General features: G+C 45.5%; 16 protein-coding genes. 9 read left to right on the top strand and 7 right to left on the bottom strand.

The features are described from left to right. The first annotated feature begins 80 nt into the window (after window positions 1-80). Window positions 81-434: a DUF413 domain-containing protein gene (locus tag R7Q46_RS14740; protein WP_005374439.1), complete on the top strand. Its 354-nt coding sequence runs from the start codon at window positions 81-83 to the stop codon at window positions 432-434. Between the two features lie 147 nt (window positions 435-581). Here the strand turns inward: R7Q46_RS14740 and R7Q46_RS14745 are convergent, their stop codons facing one another. Continuing rightward, window positions 582-833, bottom strand: a complete 252-nt coding sequence (locus R7Q46_RS14745) for a DUF3081 domain-containing protein (RefSeq protein WP_005374440.1) — start codon at window positions 831-833, stop codon at window positions 582-584. Window positions 834-1,207: 374 nt separating this feature from the next. On the opposite strand from R7Q46_RS14745, the gene nagB reads away from it, so the two are divergent. Further along, on the top strand, window positions 1,208-2,008 hold the full coding sequence (gene nagB, locus R7Q46_RS14750) for a glucosamine-6-phosphate deaminase (protein ID WP_005374441.1): 801 nt from the start codon (window positions 1,208-1,210) through the stop codon (window positions 2,006-2,008). A gap of 90 nt (window positions 2,009-2,098) precedes the next feature. On the opposite strand, the gene R7Q46_RS14755 is transcribed toward nagB, so the two are convergent. Together R7Q46_RS14755 and gltS (R7Q46_RS14760) are read right to left on the bottom strand one after the other, a co-directional pair. Continuing rightward, on the bottom strand, window positions 2,099-2,965 hold the full coding sequence (locus R7Q46_RS14755) for a hypothetical protein (RefSeq protein ID WP_005374442.1): 867 nt from the start codon (window positions 2,963-2,965) through the stop codon (window positions 2,099-2,101). A 154-nt stretch (window positions 2,966-3,119) separates the two neighbouring features. Then, the gene (gene gltS, locus R7Q46_RS14760; protein ID WP_213871340.1) at window positions 3,120-4,346 is read right to left on the bottom strand and encodes a sodium/glutamate symporter; all 1,227 of its coding nucleotides are present in this window, start codon (window positions 4,344-4,346) and stop codon (window positions 3,120-3,122) included. Between the two features lie 413 nt (window positions 4,347-4,759). Between gltS (R7Q46_RS14760) and R7Q46_RS14765 the strand changes: the two genes are divergently transcribed. The 3 genes from R7Q46_RS14765 to R7Q46_RS14775 are packed head-to-tail and all read left to right on the top strand — an operon-like array spanning window position 4,760 to window position 6,815. Next, complete coding sequence (locus R7Q46_RS14765; RefSeq protein WP_005383223.1) at window positions 4,760-5,131, top strand: GntR family transcriptional regulator; 372 nt, start codon at window positions 4,760-4,762, stop codon at window positions 5,129-5,131. Beyond that, entirely contained in the window at window positions 5,128-5,985 is an 858-nt protein-coding gene (locus R7Q46_RS14770) for an ABC transporter ATP-binding protein (RefSeq protein WP_017821046.1), read from the top strand. Before R7Q46_RS14765 ends, R7Q46_RS14770 begins: the two co-directional genes overlap by 4 nt. Further along, the gene (locus R7Q46_RS14775) at window positions 5,985-6,815 is read left to right on the top strand and encodes a membrane protein (protein WP_017821047.1); all 831 of its coding nucleotides are present in this window, start codon (window positions 5,985-5,987) and stop codon (window positions 6,813-6,815) included. The genes R7Q46_RS14770 and R7Q46_RS14775 overlap by 1 nt, the downstream gene beginning before the upstream one ends. Before the next feature lie 100 nt (window positions 6,816-6,915). On the opposite strand, the gene gltS (R7Q46_RS14780) is transcribed toward R7Q46_RS14775, so the two are convergent. Then, on the bottom strand, window positions 6,916-8,151 hold the full coding sequence (gltS, locus tag R7Q46_RS14780) for a sodium/glutamate symporter (RefSeq protein ID WP_005374448.1): 1,236 nt from the start codon (window positions 8,149-8,151) through the stop codon (window positions 6,916-6,918). Between the two features lie 861 nt (window positions 8,152-9,012). Here gltS (R7Q46_RS14780) and R7Q46_RS14785 point away from each other — a divergent pair. From R7Q46_RS14785 to R7Q46_RS14800, 4 genes are all read left to right on the top strand, one after another. Further along, window positions 9,013-9,807, top strand: a complete 795-nt coding sequence (locus R7Q46_RS14785; protein WP_213871339.1) for a DUF4344 domain-containing metallopeptidase — start codon at window positions 9,013-9,015, stop codon at window positions 9,805-9,807. 24 nt (window positions 9,808-9,831) lie between these two features. After that, window positions 9,832-10,218 carry a DUF393 domain-containing protein gene (locus tag R7Q46_RS14790; RefSeq protein WP_318077570.1) on the top strand — a complete coding sequence of 129 codons (387 nt, stop codon included), beginning with the start codon at window positions 9,832-9,834 and terminating at the stop codon, window positions 10,216-10,218. Window positions 10,219-10,393: 175 nt separating this feature from the next. Next, complete coding sequence (locus R7Q46_RS14795) at window positions 10,394-12,055, top strand: methyl-accepting chemotaxis protein (protein ID WP_213893183.1); 1,662 nt, start codon at window positions 10,394-10,396, stop codon at window positions 12,053-12,055. A gap of 121 nt (window positions 12,056-12,176) precedes the next feature. Next, window positions 12,177-12,671, top strand: coding sequence for a peptidylprolyl isomerase (locus R7Q46_RS14800; RefSeq protein ID WP_005374458.1), 495 nt, complete (start codon window positions 12,177-12,179; stop codon window positions 12,669-12,671). 140 nt (window positions 12,672-12,811) lie between these two features. Here the strand turns inward: R7Q46_RS14800 and R7Q46_RS14805 are convergent, their stop codons facing one another. Genes R7Q46_RS14805 through R7Q46_RS14815 form a run of 3 tightly spaced genes read right to left on the bottom strand, consistent with a single transcriptional unit; the run spans window position 12,812 to window position 15,970 of the window. Then, window positions 12,812-13,603, bottom strand: a complete 792-nt coding sequence (locus R7Q46_RS14805) for a LytR/AlgR family response regulator transcription factor (protein WP_045371237.1) — start codon at window positions 13,601-13,603, stop codon at window positions 12,812-12,814. Window positions 13,604-13,618: 15 nt separating this feature from the next. Further along, window positions 13,619-14,641 carry a sensor histidine kinase gene (locus R7Q46_RS14810; protein WP_318077571.1) on the bottom strand — a complete coding sequence of 341 codons (1,023 nt, stop codon included), beginning with the start codon at window positions 14,639-14,641 and terminating at the stop codon, window positions 13,619-13,621. Beyond that, the gene (locus R7Q46_RS14815) at window positions 14,642-15,970 is read right to left on the bottom strand and encodes a hypothetical protein (RefSeq protein ID WP_318077572.1); all 1,329 of its coding nucleotides are present in this window, start codon (window positions 15,968-15,970) and stop codon (window positions 14,642-14,644) included. Window positions 15,971-15,974: the final 4 nt, after the last annotated feature.

A 15,974-nucleotide genomic window follows, 5' to 3' on the forward strand; every position in this document is an offset into this window, starting at 1 on the left:
TTTTTCTTTTGTTAGATTTAAGCCTAATTTTCGCCGTAAGTTCACTACATTCATCAATAACGGTTACAGAGGCTGTTGACATGTCTGACACTGAATTCCGTCATGGCAAAAAACGTTTTTACGATAACGTAAAATTCCCACGCGGCTTTGCAAAGTCTGGCGATTTTACTCTTTCAGAAGAGGAAATCCTAACAATTTATGGGGATACAATGCTTGGCTTAGAGTCAGGCGAATTAACACCTGAAAACAGCGAAGAGAAACACTTCATCAAGGTGTTAGAAAACCCGGGCAAAGCAAAAACAAAACTTGAGCGTACGTGGCTAAAGTACACCCAACTTGCTCGTGGTCGCAAGCGCTTCCATACGCTAAATGGTCGTAACAAGCCTGACGCCACAGAAGAATACATTGAAGAGAGTTTGGTTGAAGACGATTAATAACCAATAACCTAGTTCTCGCCTTTTTCTAGCAGTAGGCGAAAGCTCGTTTGACTTTACTGAGCGAGCAAGACAAGCTCATTTCTTCTCCTAAAGCCCAAGGGGGCATTCTCCCAAGGGCTTTTTTAATATTTGGGTGATGACCGTTTACTTGGCGAGCGTCGCAATCTTTTTCAGAAAGCTCTCTTTCAAATGCTCTTGGTCATATTCCAAGTGATAGGTGTTGTGGAAGCCAATTTTTAGCTCAACACCATTCCCTCTTAAGAAAACGTTGTACCCATCGTAGTCAGAAAACGCTTCTACACCTTCATACATTTTACCAAATTCGGTTGGCGTACCGTTGTTCATCACACATTCGTAAGCCTGTAGTACTTTGCTCGGATCTAACTCATTTTTCATACCGAATTCCTCACTGGTTTACACATTTCAATTATGGTTAAAGAATGAGCGCCATGCCATATCTAACCCATAATATTTGAAGTTCGTGTGCGATTTCGCACTCTGTAGGTTGTTAAAAAACAAGGTTAAGTGCGAAGGCAGAACTTAATTTAGATCATAAATTTTATCTATTGATTCGTCAGTTTCATAATGCAATTTCTTTGTAAAAAATCGTCTTATAAAAGCATTTAGATATAAAAATCGTCGACAAAACCAACATTGGTTAAAGAAAAAGCAAAATTTTGACCTAAAACAATAGCAGTTCGCCATTACTTATTTTATAATGCGAATTAATGTTTCAGTACATCGTCAATTCCAATAACTAGGGGCACAAAATGAGACTTATCCCGTTAACTCGAGCAGCACAAGTAGGTAAGTGGGCAGCTGCGCATATCGCTAAGCGTATCAACGACTTTAAACCTACTGCTGAGCGTCCATTCGTTCTGGGTCTACCAACTGGTGGCACTCCTCTAGCAACCTACAAAGCCCTAATCGAGCTTTACCAAGCCGGCGAAGTCAGCTTCAAAAACGTCGTGACTTTTAACATGGATGAGTACATTGGCATCCCTGCGGATCACCCAGAATCTTACCGCTCGTTCATGTACAACAACTTCTTTAATCACATTGATATTCAAGAAGAAAACATCAACCTACTGAACGGTAACACAGACGATCACGACGCAGAATGTAAGCGTTACGAAGACAAAATTAAGTCTTACGGCAAGATCAACCTGTTCATGGGCGGCGTGGGTAACGACGGTCACATCGCGTTCAACGAGCCAGCGTCATCTCTTTCTTCTCGTACTCGCATCAAGACCCTCACTGAAGACACTCGCATTGCGAACTCTCGCTTCTTTGACGGCGATATCAACCAAGTGCCTAAATACGCGCTGACTATCGGTGTTGGTACGCTTCTAGACTCAGAAGAAGTGATGATCTTGGTCACTGGCCATAACAAAGCTCAGGCACTTGAAGCAGCCGTGGAAGGTTGTGTAAACCACCTATGGACAGTTTCTGCTCTTCAACTTCACCCTAAAGCGGTGATCGTATGCGACGAACCAGCTCAACAAGAACTGAAAGTGAAGACAGTGAAGTACTTCTCTGAGCTAGAAGCAGAAAACATCAAAGGCTTTTAACCCATAGGATGGCAGCCTAGAAACACACTAAAAATACAAAACCCGTGTTGAACACGGGTTTTTTCTTATCTGAACAGCGGGCTTAAGTCGTCAATAAGCTTTAATACCAAACTGACGAAGACGCTTAGGAAGCACTTCATCCAACTTGTCTAGTTCACTCGGTTCGACTTCGATAAGATTGAAATGATGCTGCTCATAAACAGTACGAATGGTCTCACGGTCGGCCTGAGCCATCTCCCCATCGTCACTTCCCCAAAATTGCAAATAGACTTTGCCACCTGGCAAGTAAAAATCGCTAGTGACATCTTGGTCAATCGGCAACTGACGCTCATAAGCGTGCACAACACCAGCCAAGTACAGCCAGTTGTCGATGAGCAACTCCCCCTTAGAGCGCACGTAATGCCCATCTAATGTTCGGTGCTTGGCTTCAAATTTTTGGCGAAAGCTTGAGTACGATTTATCCGTAGAATGTGACTCCGCGTCTTGCCCCAAAAACTCAATGACAGACTGCTTAAGACGCTTGTTACGCAGCACCACATCGTGCCATACGACAAAGGTATTTTGTGTTTCTTTATCGGTTCTTTGCTGCCCACCAGCGCGCACACCAGCTTCTGTGACACTCCATCCCTCTTCGGATTTGGTCAACCAACCCAGTTCACTCAAAAGCTGGTTCATGCGCTTCGCATTCAATTTCAGCTTTTCACCCAGTTGTGTCGCGCTCAATGTTTTCCCTGAGCTGGGAGTCAGCTCAATATGTAAGTTGGTCGGCCAGACGATGAACTGGCCAAATTTAGGGTGATCCACATACTCACCGCCAAACTTTGCCCCTTCTTCGGTCAAAATCCACTTTTCATCTTGGCGAACGATGTAGCCTGCACGTTTGAGATCGGCAAACAGCAGCTTAGCTTCTACCTTGCGCATTTTCGCTAATGCCGACGTCGATATTTTTTCAGACATGTGGGTACCTCATGCTGCTGCAAAATTGAACACTATGTCGTCATAGTAACGCATTGATTTCACGGCTTGAAGTCAGGCAAACAAGATTTCGTGTTACAAATAGCAAAGCCAGCGTATAGGTGCTGGCTTTGTTATTTCGGTAAAAAAGCGAATGTTATCGAATAAAAGCGATGCATCCTTGCAAAATCACTAAATTCACAATGTCGATGAAGAATGCACCGACAATTGGAACCACCATAAATGCTTGTGGTGATGGACCATATCGACTCACGATGGAGCCCATATTCATGACCGCAGTCGGTGTAGCACCTAACCCAAAACCGCAGTGTCCGCTAGCGATCACCGCCGCATCGTAGTTGCCTCCCATCATGCGGAATGTTACGTAGTAAGTGAACATCGCCAACACTGCCGACTGAATAGCAAGAATAATAAGGAATGGGATCGCAAGATCGAAAATATTCCACAATTTCAAACTCATCAAGGCCATGGCAAGAAATAGAGATAGTGCAACCGTGCCAAGAATATCAACGGTTTCTAAATCAACCTTGCGCGCCTTCGTCACTTCCATGATGTTAGTGATAACAACACCAATAAACAGCGCATACACAAAATCGGGAATCATTAACCACTTGATGTCAAAACTGCTTACCCAACTCTCCAGATACTTCGCGCCTGTCACGCAAAGTAGAATGATGGACAAGCTTTCAACGACTCTTTTCGCTGTGACGCGATCTTCCTCATGTTCGTTGTACGTCACCAGTTCAGGGAAACTCTGATGACTTTGATTGGTGCGTCCGTATTCCGATTCCAAGTTGTGTTTGTTTAGTAGCTTTTGTGCAACAGGGCTGCCAATAATCCCGCCCATCACCAAGCCAAATGTAGCAGAAGCCATTGCCACCTCTAGAACATTATGCAAACCATACATTTCTTGAAAAGTTTGCGACCACGCAGCTCCAGTTCCATGTCCGCCAGAAAGCGTAATGGATCCGGCGATCAACCCCATGAGTGGATCTAACCCCAACGCTGTTGCTAAGGACACGCCGACCGCATTTTGCATAAGAATGTAGACCGATGCCACAACTAGGAAGATGAAAACCTTCGCACCGCCTTTAATCAGTTGGGTGTAATTTGCCGCTAAGCCAACGGTTGCAAAAAACATCAGCATAAAGACGTTTTGCAGTGGTAAATCAAAGGATACATCCACACCGTTTAAGTGCATCGTCGTGATTACGCAAGCGACCACTAGACCACCAACAATTGGCTCTGGAATATTAAATTTTTTTAAGGTTGGTAACTTGGTATTGATGAACTGCCCTAAAAACAACACGCAAATTGCGACAAGGAACGACTCCTGTGGGCCGATAGATATTACCTGATTCATGAGACCTCTTTACTCTACTCTTTCTCATTCATTGAGCACGCGCTCAACGTGAGATAGGTGCCTAAGCCAGTCAGATTGCCTCTCGAAACTTTTGTTTTCTAGGCCTCTTTGACCATTGATTCTCATCAAGTAAGAAATAGGCAGACCTAAAATTATGCTAATTATCATTCAGTGAGAATATTTATTTAGAACAGGCGATAAGTGTATTGATGGGAAGAGAAAAACAACACTTCTCAACTTATGAGAAGCAATTAATTTCCATATAAAACAAAACCTCAAAACAACGACCACATAGGTGGATATTTAGAGCGAATGAGAGAGGCGGATACACTAGGTTTTAAATTATTACTTTCTCTCTAATGCACTAGGTGTTATACATATATATAACACCATCTCAACCAAGAGATTCACTCATGACTAATTGGCATGATCGCCAACCGATATTTCGACAGTTGGCAGACCAGATCACGCAGCAAATACTGCAAGGTGTCTGGCAAGAAGGCGATGCTCTGCCCTCCGTCCGTAGCATCTCTGCAGATATGAAAATTAACCACCTCACCGTAATGAAAGGCTATCAATTGCTTGTTGATGACGGGCTAGTGGAGAAAAAACGCGGTCAAGGTATGTTTGTCGCTTCAGGAGCAAAGCTCAAATTACTCGCAGACGAGAAGGCACGTTTTCTTCAGCAACAAATTCCGCAGATAGCCGACACAATACAGCGTCTGGATATGTCACTCGACGAATTCATTCTACAACTAAAACCACACTTGAAAGGTGACCAATGAGCGCATTAGTCAGTGTAAACAACGTCTCCAAGCACTATCAGCAACAAGGAGAAGCACTGCATGAAGTGAGTTTCGACCTACATGCAGGACAAGTACTTGGCTTACTCGGCCATAATGGCGCAGGTAAATCAACGCTTATTAATGCCCTACTCGGTGCACATGAATATCAGGGCACTATTCGTATCAACGGATTTGAACCCATTATGCAACGCGACAAGATAATGCAGAGCTTATCCTACATCTCGGATGTCAACGTTCTGCCAGATTGGATGACCGTTGCTCAACTGCTTAACTATACCGAGGGCGTGCATCCAGGGTTCAATCGCGCCCAAGCAGATACGCTACTTCGTCAAACGGACATCAAACCTCGTGCGCGTATCAAATCTTTATCCAAAGGGATGAAGGTGCAATTACACCTCGCGATTGTGATCGCAACCAACACCCAAATCCTCATATTGGATGAACCGACACTCGGGTTAGATCTCGTGTATCGCGAGACGTTTTATCGTCACTTATTGGAATGGTTTCACGACGGCGATCGCGTGTTGATCATCGCCAGTCATGAAGTATCAGAGATTGAGCACTTGCTGACAGATGTTCTGATTCTTAAGCATGGTCGCCCCGTTCTGCAAACCTCGATGGACAGTATCAGTGAAGACTATTTCATTCTTGAAGCCAACGACGAGCACCGCACACAAATTGAAGCGATGAACCCACTCTCGTCACAAAAAGGCCTCGGTTCAACGAAATGGTTACTCAAAGCCCAGTATGCCCAACAAGCAGAAACAATGGGCTCCATCCATGGGGTGAAGTTAGCGGATCTATTTTTAGCATTGCAGAAGGAGGCAGCGTAATGCGTTCAGTTGTCGCGATGTTGCAAAAAGAGTGGTTAGAAAACCCTCTTGTTTTACGTATTCCACTGTTTGTGTTGGCGTGTGGAGTTATTCTCTTTGTGAGTTTAATGAGTAACGACACTCTACAACACAATATGTTTTTCCAAATGAGCTTTGGTGGCGATGTCAGTGACATTCACAAAGAGCTTGGCGATGATGTCAATATGTTGATTACCGGAGGAGCAGGGCTGCTGTCTATCTTGTTAGCCGTTCAGTACTTCCCAAGAACGCTACGCAAAGAACGGGCGGAAGGCAGCATTATGTTTTGGCGCAGTATGCCTGTCAGTGACATAAAAACCCATTTAGTGAAGCTAGGATTTGGCTTATTGGTGATTCCGCTCGTCTGCTCGGTGCTCGTACTCGCTGCAAATTTAATGTTGTGGTTGCTGAACATCTCTACTGATCACCAATTGGCTTTATTGTACCGCCAAGCCTCGTTAGGTTACGTGCTGCTGCATTGGGGAGAGTTTTTAATCAGAATGTTTTTCGCCGGTATTCTGCTGTTACCGCTGGCATTAACTGCGATGGCTATTTCACAAAAAGTGAACTCACCACTGGTCATTTTGTTTATCGCCATTTATGCGCTGCGTTGGATGCCTATCGCACTTTTTGGTTTCTACGGGCTAGATCAGTTTTTCTCCGAAGTGCTTTACCTTCCGCTGCACGCCATTATTACACCAAACCCATTCAATGCCATTCCTCAAGCGGGTTGGTTAAACGTTGGCATTTACGCCTTCATTGGTATTCTTGGTTGGACAGCTAGCCTCAAGTTCAGCCGAACTATCCAATAATTCTTCGTTCAATAAACGACCAAACCAAGTCATAAAAAAACGGTCACAACCAGTGTTGTGACCGTTTTTATTTCGCCTCTAGGAGCTCATCCACTTAACTTTAACCAAGGAATGAAATGTAGCCTTGCAAGATAATTAAGTTGACGATGTCGATAAAGAAAGCGCCCACAATTGGCACCACCATAAATGCTTGTGGCGACGGGCCAAATCGGTTAACGATTGAACCCATGTTCATTACGGCTGTTGGGGTTGCACCCAAGCCAAAACCGCAGTGCCCCCCTGCAATAACCGCAGCATCGTAGTTGCTTCCCATCACTTTGAACGTAACATAGTACGTAAAGATTGCTAAGACGACAGACTGCACAGCTAAAATAACCAAGAATGGAATCGCTAGATCGAAGATATTCCATAACTTCAAGCTCATCAGAGCCATCGCTAAGAACAGAGATAGCGATACCGTACCTAACATATCGACCGTTTCGGCATCTAACTTACGAATCTTGGTCACTTCCAAGAAATTCGTAATGATCACACCAATGAATAGCGCATATACGAAGTCTGGAATCATCAGCCATGAGATTTCATACGTGCTTACCCATTGCTCGACATACTTGGCCCCAGTAACACAGATCAGTAGGAAGAAGAGTTTCTCCACCACTTTTTTCGCCGTTACTTTATCTTCTTCGTATTCATTGTAAGTCACCAACTCCGGGAATTTCTCGTGAGTTTTGGCATCTCGACCACCACGACCATACTCAGACTCTATGCTGTTCTTTTCGACTAGGCGCTGCGCTACAGGGCTACCAATGATACCGCCGATGATCAAACCAAAAGTCGCTGATGCCATTGCAATTTCTAAGACGTTATCCAATCCATACACGTCTTGAAAGGTTTGTGACCACGCAGCACCTGTACCATGACCACCAGACAGAGTAATCGAGCCAGCAATTAACCCCATCAAAGGATCTAAACCGAGCGCCGCCGCAAGTGAAACGCCAACGCCGTTTTGTATGATGATGTAAAACGATGCGACAGCTAAGAAGATAAAAACCTTCGCACCTCCTTTCATCAACTGAGTGTAATTTGCGGCCAAACCAACTGTCGCAAAAAACATTAACATAAACGTATTTTGTAATGGCAAGTCGAACTCTAAATCGATGCCGTTGAAATGAAGAGCAGTAATCATGCAGGCTACAATAAGACCACCTACAATCGGCTCAGGTATGTTGAATTTCTTTAAAATCGGTAGCTTAGCATTAATAAAATGCCCCAGGAAAAGCACACTGATTGCGACCAAGAAGGACTCCAGTGCACCTACAGATATTAAATGATTCATATCGCCTCTTATTATTGTTCTCTTCATTCTCCGTAATGAATGAGTGTTAGTTTAACCTTCGTTCAATAGCAAATTTTCTCGCTTTATTGTTTCGAAAATACTCAAAAAGTTGGTGTAGATGCGCCTTAGGCTAGTTTAAGGGGCGCTCCTTAAGCGATGTGTCAGTTTTTACGCTGTTAGCAAGCCCTTAAATGTGAAAGGAGCTGATACAGCTCCTTCAAATGGCCCCTCGCAATACCTGTGCGTTATCGCTTGGGCTGTCGTGTTGTGAGTAAATTCTGGGTGACACTTTCTGAACCACTTCGGGCTCCCTTACTTAAACAGAATGTGTCAATTACTATCAAACAAAGTTCCTTCCCGTTGTAACCGCTAAACGCCGAGAGCGCGTTCAAAACAATTGGGTTTGCCTGTTCCTGTCGTAGCTTTTCAACTCTGGCTCATGGTGTATAAACGAGCCGAATCCAAGGAAACTCTCAGGCTGCAACAAACGTTTTCGTCACAACGGAGCAGGATTATAACATATCGCTGATAATTTTCTTCAATTCAGTGACATTCACCAACCCCATAGTTAAACCTTGCAATGATTAACTGCCTATTATCATTTTCACAGATAAAGATCGAAGCACAGTTACTCAGTAAGCTTCTTAGAATACGATGCATAGCTAATAACTTCACCGCCGTTCTTATCCAAGAGGTCTTGATAAACGCCCTAGAGAACCAAGCAGCCGAAATATGCGATGTTATCATGATTGCTTTTCGAGACCGACGTCCCGACTTTGGCTAATGAGTACAACCCCAACTATGCATCAGACAAAAACATGTATAATTTTTATACAAGTTATTCAATAACAAGAGTCCCACATGAACATTCATTCGCTTTGCCCTGCACTATTACTCAGCGTCGTCTCATCAGCTACAGCAGCTGAAAACATTCGTATTCAATATTCTCCCGTAGAGACAACTCATGAAAAAATCGCCCAACAATCTATTCAAAGCAGCGATGTAAACACCATCTTTGCTGAGCTATCTCAGGCCTACTTTCCATTTGATAAAGCTCTCACGCTGGTTTACGGCGGAGAAGATGGTCCAATGTATGATCCTGATACACACACAATATACGTTCCTTACACTTTTTATTTGGAGTCGCTCAATTACTTCTCCAATAATCAGTATGAAGAACGCTTCGGAAAATCCCCAAAAACAGGGGCGCTAGATACGTTATTGCACACTTTACTTCATGAAGCTGGACATGCTTACATCGAAGATCAAAGCATCCCTGTTCTCGGAAAAGAAGAAGATGCGGTCGATAATTTTGCCACTATTTTAATGATTGACTTCCTAGAAGATGGCGCAGATATGGCCATTAGCGCCGCCGACATGTTCGCATTCGAATCCGACGACAGACCGGACTACTACGATTTTGGCGAGTACATTGACGAACACAGCTTTGATTTGCAGCGTTACTTTTCAACGTTATGTTTGGTGTACGGTAGTGATCCTGAGCAATACAAAGCCTTACTCGATGAAGTAGAAAAAGACTACCTGCGTGATCGCAAAGAGTTCTGCCAATTCAATTACGGCAACATTCGCGACAATTGGCTGCATTACTTGCAAAACAATGAACCAAAAGAAAATTCGCCACGTAAAAGCGATTAGAAAATCTCAAACAAGAAAACCGCAATGACAAAACTCACCATATTTTATGACGGAACCTGCCCGCTTTGTGCCAAAGAGATGAAGGCGCTAAAACAACGCGATGCCAAGCAGCGCATCATAACCGTCGACATCTACAGCGAGGCGTTCGCCGCTTATCCGCAGATCGATCCGGAGCAAGCCAACACCATTTTGCACGCCCTCAACGATAAGGGTGAACTGCTGCTTGGGTTGGACGTGACTCATCGTGCATGGCAACTGGTCGGTCGTGGTTGGTTGTATGCACCGCTGCGTTGGCGCGCTGTCAAACCTGTTGCTGACTGGCTTTACCTCAAATTCGCAAAGAATAGGTATCGCGTCTCATATTGGTTAACAGGGACTTCTCGTTGCAATAGTGGGTCGTGTTCACGTTAATTGTGATCCCGCTTAAAAATGCTACGACCTTCGTCTAGATTTACAAATTCCCAGTACTTCTGATTGATTAACTCGGTTAATCTCTAAGCATTACAACAATAAGTATTAACACTTTTATCAGGCAAGCTTATTCAGCTTGTCACTTGTAACGCTGCGCCGAGAGAAGGACGTCTCTATGAATCTGACGATCAGAAAACGACTATATATCCTTTCAATAATTCCAATTCTAACTATGGCAATAGGCATGATGTGGTTCACCTACGTACAAACCACAGCCTACAACGAGCACGAGATTGAGCAAACTCGAAGTCGAATGATGGAGATGAAAAAAGCCGAACTCAAAAGCTACGTACAAATGGCGCGTTCCGCTGTCGAGCCGCTACTCGCACAAAATGCCCCACTGGAAGAGGCTCTGCCTATCTTAAAACAACTAGAGTTTGGTCAATCCGGCTACATCTTTGGTTATGATTCAAAAGGCGTTCGCGTCGTGGTGGGTAAAAACACCAAAGGCATCGGGGAAAACTTCTATAACTTGCAGGACAAGAAAGGCAATTACCTGATTCAGGATTTGCTAAAAAATGCCAAAACTGGTGAGTTCACGACTTATTACTTCCCGAAACTCGGTCAGAGTGAAGCACTACCAAAACTCAGCTACTCAGTCTTTATTCCTGAATGGGACTTGATGTTGGGAACGGGGTTCTACACGGACGATATCGACGCCATTGTGGCAAACATGGAAGAAGCCGCGCATCAGGCTCTCAACACCACACTGACGGCAATTGCTCTGTTCTGTGTTTCGATTGCAGCTATCGTCGCGGTCTTCGCTGTGTTTGTTAACCGCAGCATCATGAAACCTATTGAGCAGTTTGATGCCTCAATCCACTCTTTCGCACAAGGCGATGCAGATTTAACAGCGCGCATGGAAGAATCGAGCGTGCCGGAGTTCACGCAGCTGAGCCGCAACTTCAATATCTTCGTTGAAAGCCTGCAAGGCATCATCAAGAGCGTTAGCCACGTAGGACAAGAAGTGGTTTCAGAGACCAACGAGATGTCACAGCGTGCATCGCAAGTGGATGAATTAGCTTCTGGTCAACGTGAAGAGACCGAACAAGTCGCAGCGGCAATGACCGAGATGACAGCAACGGCGCACGAGATTTCAAACAACGCTAACCAAGCAGCGCAATCAGCCAGAGACGCCGATGAAAACTCACAACAAGCAAAACACATTGTTGATTCGGCAGCGAACTCTGTCGAAGCACTCGCGCTAGAGGTGTCGGAAGCCAGCACGGTGATTTCTCGTTTAGAGAGCGACGTAAAAAACATTTCTTCTTCTCTGGAAGTGATTCAGGATATAGCCGAGCAAACTAACCTATTGGCACTGAACGCAGCCATTGAAGCAGCCCGTGCAGGCGAACAAGGTCGCGGCTTCGCAGTCGTTGCCGATGAGGTCCGTAAACTGGCGAGTCGCACTCAAGACAGCACAGGCGAAATTCACCAAATGATTGAGCAATTGAAGTCTGGCTCGGATGCGGCAGTGAAAGCCATGGGTTCGAGCCAAGCGCGCGGTGAAGCAACGGTTGAAGAAGCACGAGCAGCCTCTGCCGCACTGCAAGAAATCCAAGCCGCAATTGCTAACATCATGGACATGAACACGCTGATCGCAACAGCAACCGAAGAGCAAAGCCAAGTTGGGCAAGAGATTTCACAACGTATTGAAGTGATCTCTCAACAAAGCAGCCAATCGGCGCACCTTGCCAACCAAAACCGCGCAGGCAGTGGCAACCTTAACCACAAGGCTAACGAGCTGTACGACTTGGTCGGTCGCTTTACGGTTTAACGCTTTCCTGACCCATTCACTATGCAAACAGCGACGCCAAAACGTCGCTGTTTTTATTTCTGCTATCATAATGCGACTTAGCTATAATGCCGCCAACTTAGCACCCACAAGGGCAAACAAGATGATTATTATGACCACCAATTTCGGTGACATCGAAATTGAATTGAACCTAGAACGAGCGCCAGTTAGCTCAAAGAACTTCAAAAAATACTGTGAAGATGGCTTCTACGACGGCACCATTTTCCACCGCGTTATCGACGGCTTTATGATCCAAGGTGGCGGTCATACCGAAGACATGGCAGAAAAGCCAACACGCGCCCCTATCGCGAACGAAGCAAACCGTGGTCTAAAGAACCTTGTTGGCACTATCGCAATGGCGCGTACCGATGCTCCGCACTCTGCAACAGCACAGTTCTTCATTAACTTGGAAGACAATGATTTCCTAGACCACACCGCAACTACCAACCTAGGCTGGGGCTACGCCGTGTTTGGTAAAGTGACCGCGGGTATGGATGTCGTAAACCGCATCGCGAAAGTGAAAACGACCTCTAAGCTTGGTCACGATGATGTGCCATGCGATCCAATCATTATCGAGAAAGTGACGATCAGCGAATAAGCCCATTCATCTCTTCGGAGAAATCGTCGCTATAAAACAATAAAAGCGCCTAACGTTATATGACTTAGGCGCTTTTTGTTTTCGTTGCTGAAACAAATGAGCAGCGAGTTTACAGTGTAAAGAGTGAGCAGTTCTAGCGATTACATTCCTTTGAATAAACTTTGAGATGCACGGCTCACAGGGAGCTTGTTTTCTCCAACGTGCACAAACATTCTGCCAGCAAAGTCTTTGTTTACTTTGCTAATTTTGCACACTTGCACCACGCTTGAACGGTGCACTTGCCAGAACTGTTCTGGGTTAAGCTGCCCTATCAACTCTTTCAACGATGTACGAATCAAATACTCCTGCACTTTGCCTTGTCCTTGTTGGGCATACACAGAAACGTATTTTTCTTCCGCTTTGAAATACAACACATCAGACGTGGCGATCAGATGAATATCTTCCCCTTGCGTCGCTTTGATCCACTGAAGATATTGCGGCGTTTGTGGAGCGGATAATTGCTGCAACTGTTCTAACAGGCTGCTCATCTGCACATTACTGCTTTCTTGCTCTCGCTTAGCAAGGCGTGCTTTCACTCTTTCACACGTCGTCAGAAGGCGCTCATCAGAGATAGGCTTGAGCAAATAATCGGCGGCATTTTGCTCAAAAGCTTTGATGGCGTAATCATCGTACGCAGTGACAAACACAATCAAAGGTGGATTGGCGAGTTGATTGAGTTTTTGCGCTAATGTCATGCCATCCAAAACTGGCATACGAATATCGAGAAACGCAATATCAGGTTGGTTTTGCTCAATGGCTTGCAACGCTTGTTCACCATCGGCGACTTTGGCTATCACCTCTAGCTCTGGCCACACTTCAGCTAGGCTTTTATCAAGATGACGCCTCAATAGCGGTTCATCATCAGCAATAATGGCAGTAAACCCTGTATTCATTCCTTTCTTCCTTGATTACGATTCCATTGGCCAACTCAGGCGAACACAAACGCCACCCTGAACAGACTCACTGATAGAAACCTCTCCTTGTCCTGCGAACAAAGCTTCAACTCGCTGCTTGAGATTACTTAGACCCACGCCAGAGCCCATGTGCCCACTAACGTGATTCAAGCCAACACCCGTGTCTCTGACTTCAATCTTCAAGTTCTGTTGTTCGCGCTTTATGAGCAAGCTGACTTCGCCGCCTTCTCGCTTCGGTTCAATACCATGGATGATGGCGTTTTCGATTAAAGGTTGGAGCATCATCGGCGGTAACTCGGTTCTGCCTAGTCCCTCCTCCACCTCAATCTTGTAGCTGAGTCGGTCACCTAAACGGGTTTTCTGGATGCCTAAGTAAGCCTCAATTAACGCTGTTTCATTGTCTATGTTGGTGTGTTCTTCGCGTGAGCTTTTTAGCGTTGCTCGCAGCAGTGCGGTTAACTGTTCTAGCATCAGCTTAGCTTTATCGACATCTTGCGACATGAGCGCGCTGATATTCGCCAAGGTATTAAATAGGAAATGTGGTTCAATCTGACTTTGCATCTGCTTAAGCTGACTCAGCAACAGCGCACGATCTTGCTCGGCTTTCTCGCGCTTGATGGCTTCCAACTCTCGCTGAGCGATCGCATGTTGCTCGCGTGAATAGAAATAGAAAAAGCACATGGCACTGAATAACAATCCCATTAGACCAACCGACAGCATACTTGAGATACCGAAGTATTCCCCAAGCCAAAGCTGGGCGTTCACCACACCAAACAGTAGGCATGCCGTCAGCGAGATAGCCACTTCCGCCAAACGAGGAATGGTAGGAAACAGGCGGTCGACAAGCCATGAGAAGAAGATAGCCGAATAGCCAAATCCAAAGCTAACCGCCACATGAATGTAGAATGAACCGCCCCAAACCGAGAGCGTCATTGCTGCGATAAAGAGACAAAATGCCGTGGTCACTAATAAGCTACGCGGCCATCCACTTTTCACCACTGATTTTGCTGAACCCATTTAGAATTTCCCTTTGATGTTAAATACAATCATATGCTTATCATTGATTTGTGCGTAAGCAGATTGGTCGTCTCCGGTTAAAAAGCGTGCGGCAACTTCCACTTCTACACTTTGATCGCCAGTATCAATCCATTGGTAGTTAAGCCACTGCGTGACAATCACACCGTCATCTTGCGGCGACAGCATCACATCCAACGTAGGGGTTACATCACTTAGCCAGCCCATATCCGCTTTACCGTTCCATGCAGCCCACGCTTCCAAATCCCAACTCCAGTGCAGCATTACGTTATGCTGAACGATATTGGCATGCTGAAACCCTTGGGCGTAGCTTGTCGCAAGTAGAGATACATTATGGTCGGGGATCTGAGAGAGTAATTCGCCACGCTCTATTGCTTGTTGCCATTCGCCTTTCGACCATGCACGGCTGTCGTACCAATATTCAGCAATCACGTTGTGTCCGGCTTGGTTTGCCCAATTCAACCCAATTAAGGCTTGGAATGCGCTGCCCTGGTCCTCAACCGAAACGGGTTGGTAAAGATCATCCTGCTGAAACTGATAGCCGACACTTTGCTTTTGCCACAGCATGGAACCGTGCATGGCGATGGATTCATCCCACACAGCAATGGCACTGGCTCCGAGTAAACCTCGGCGGACATCATCGTAATAACCAATAAGTTGATACTCAGTGTCACCCACCAGCGCGTATCGACGAATACCAATACCTTGTTGCTCTGCGGCTTGATCAAGTGCACTTTGGTCTTGTTGCCCCCAGCTTGAATCCGTTGCAATCACCGTCCACTCGCCTGCCATATCGTAGTGTGAAAGTGAAAACACACCCGCACCTTCTTCTGCTACTAAGCCAACAGGATTTTGTCGATAAGGCTTAAACAGATCCAAAGGTCGGTAGCCATAACCCACGCCCCAATCCACGCGCAACTTACCCAAATTCACATCAAGTGTGGTTTCACCGACTTGCCACTCTCCTAGCCAAGCCAGCTCTCGAATCAACAGTTGGTTATCAGCTTCACTCAACCAGTCATTCTCTCCTTGTTGGTTGAGGTACAACCCTTGGCTGTACAGAGCAAACAAGCCACTAAAGTTTTGATAATTCACCTGCACATCCAACAGTGCATTCAGTGAATCACGAGAACTGCCCTGCGCCTGCATAAATGCGCTGTCACGCTGCTTGGCCGTTTCGTAACTGACAGCCCAGTCCCACTCAAAACTCAGTTCGTTATTGGCAAAAACTGGGGCTGCCGCGCCCACACACAACGACGCAGCAATCAATAGACTGGTGCTTTTGTTAAGGTTAGGCTGGCGCGATTTCATGTGT

The organism is Vibrio sp. 811 (assembly GCF_033339195.1).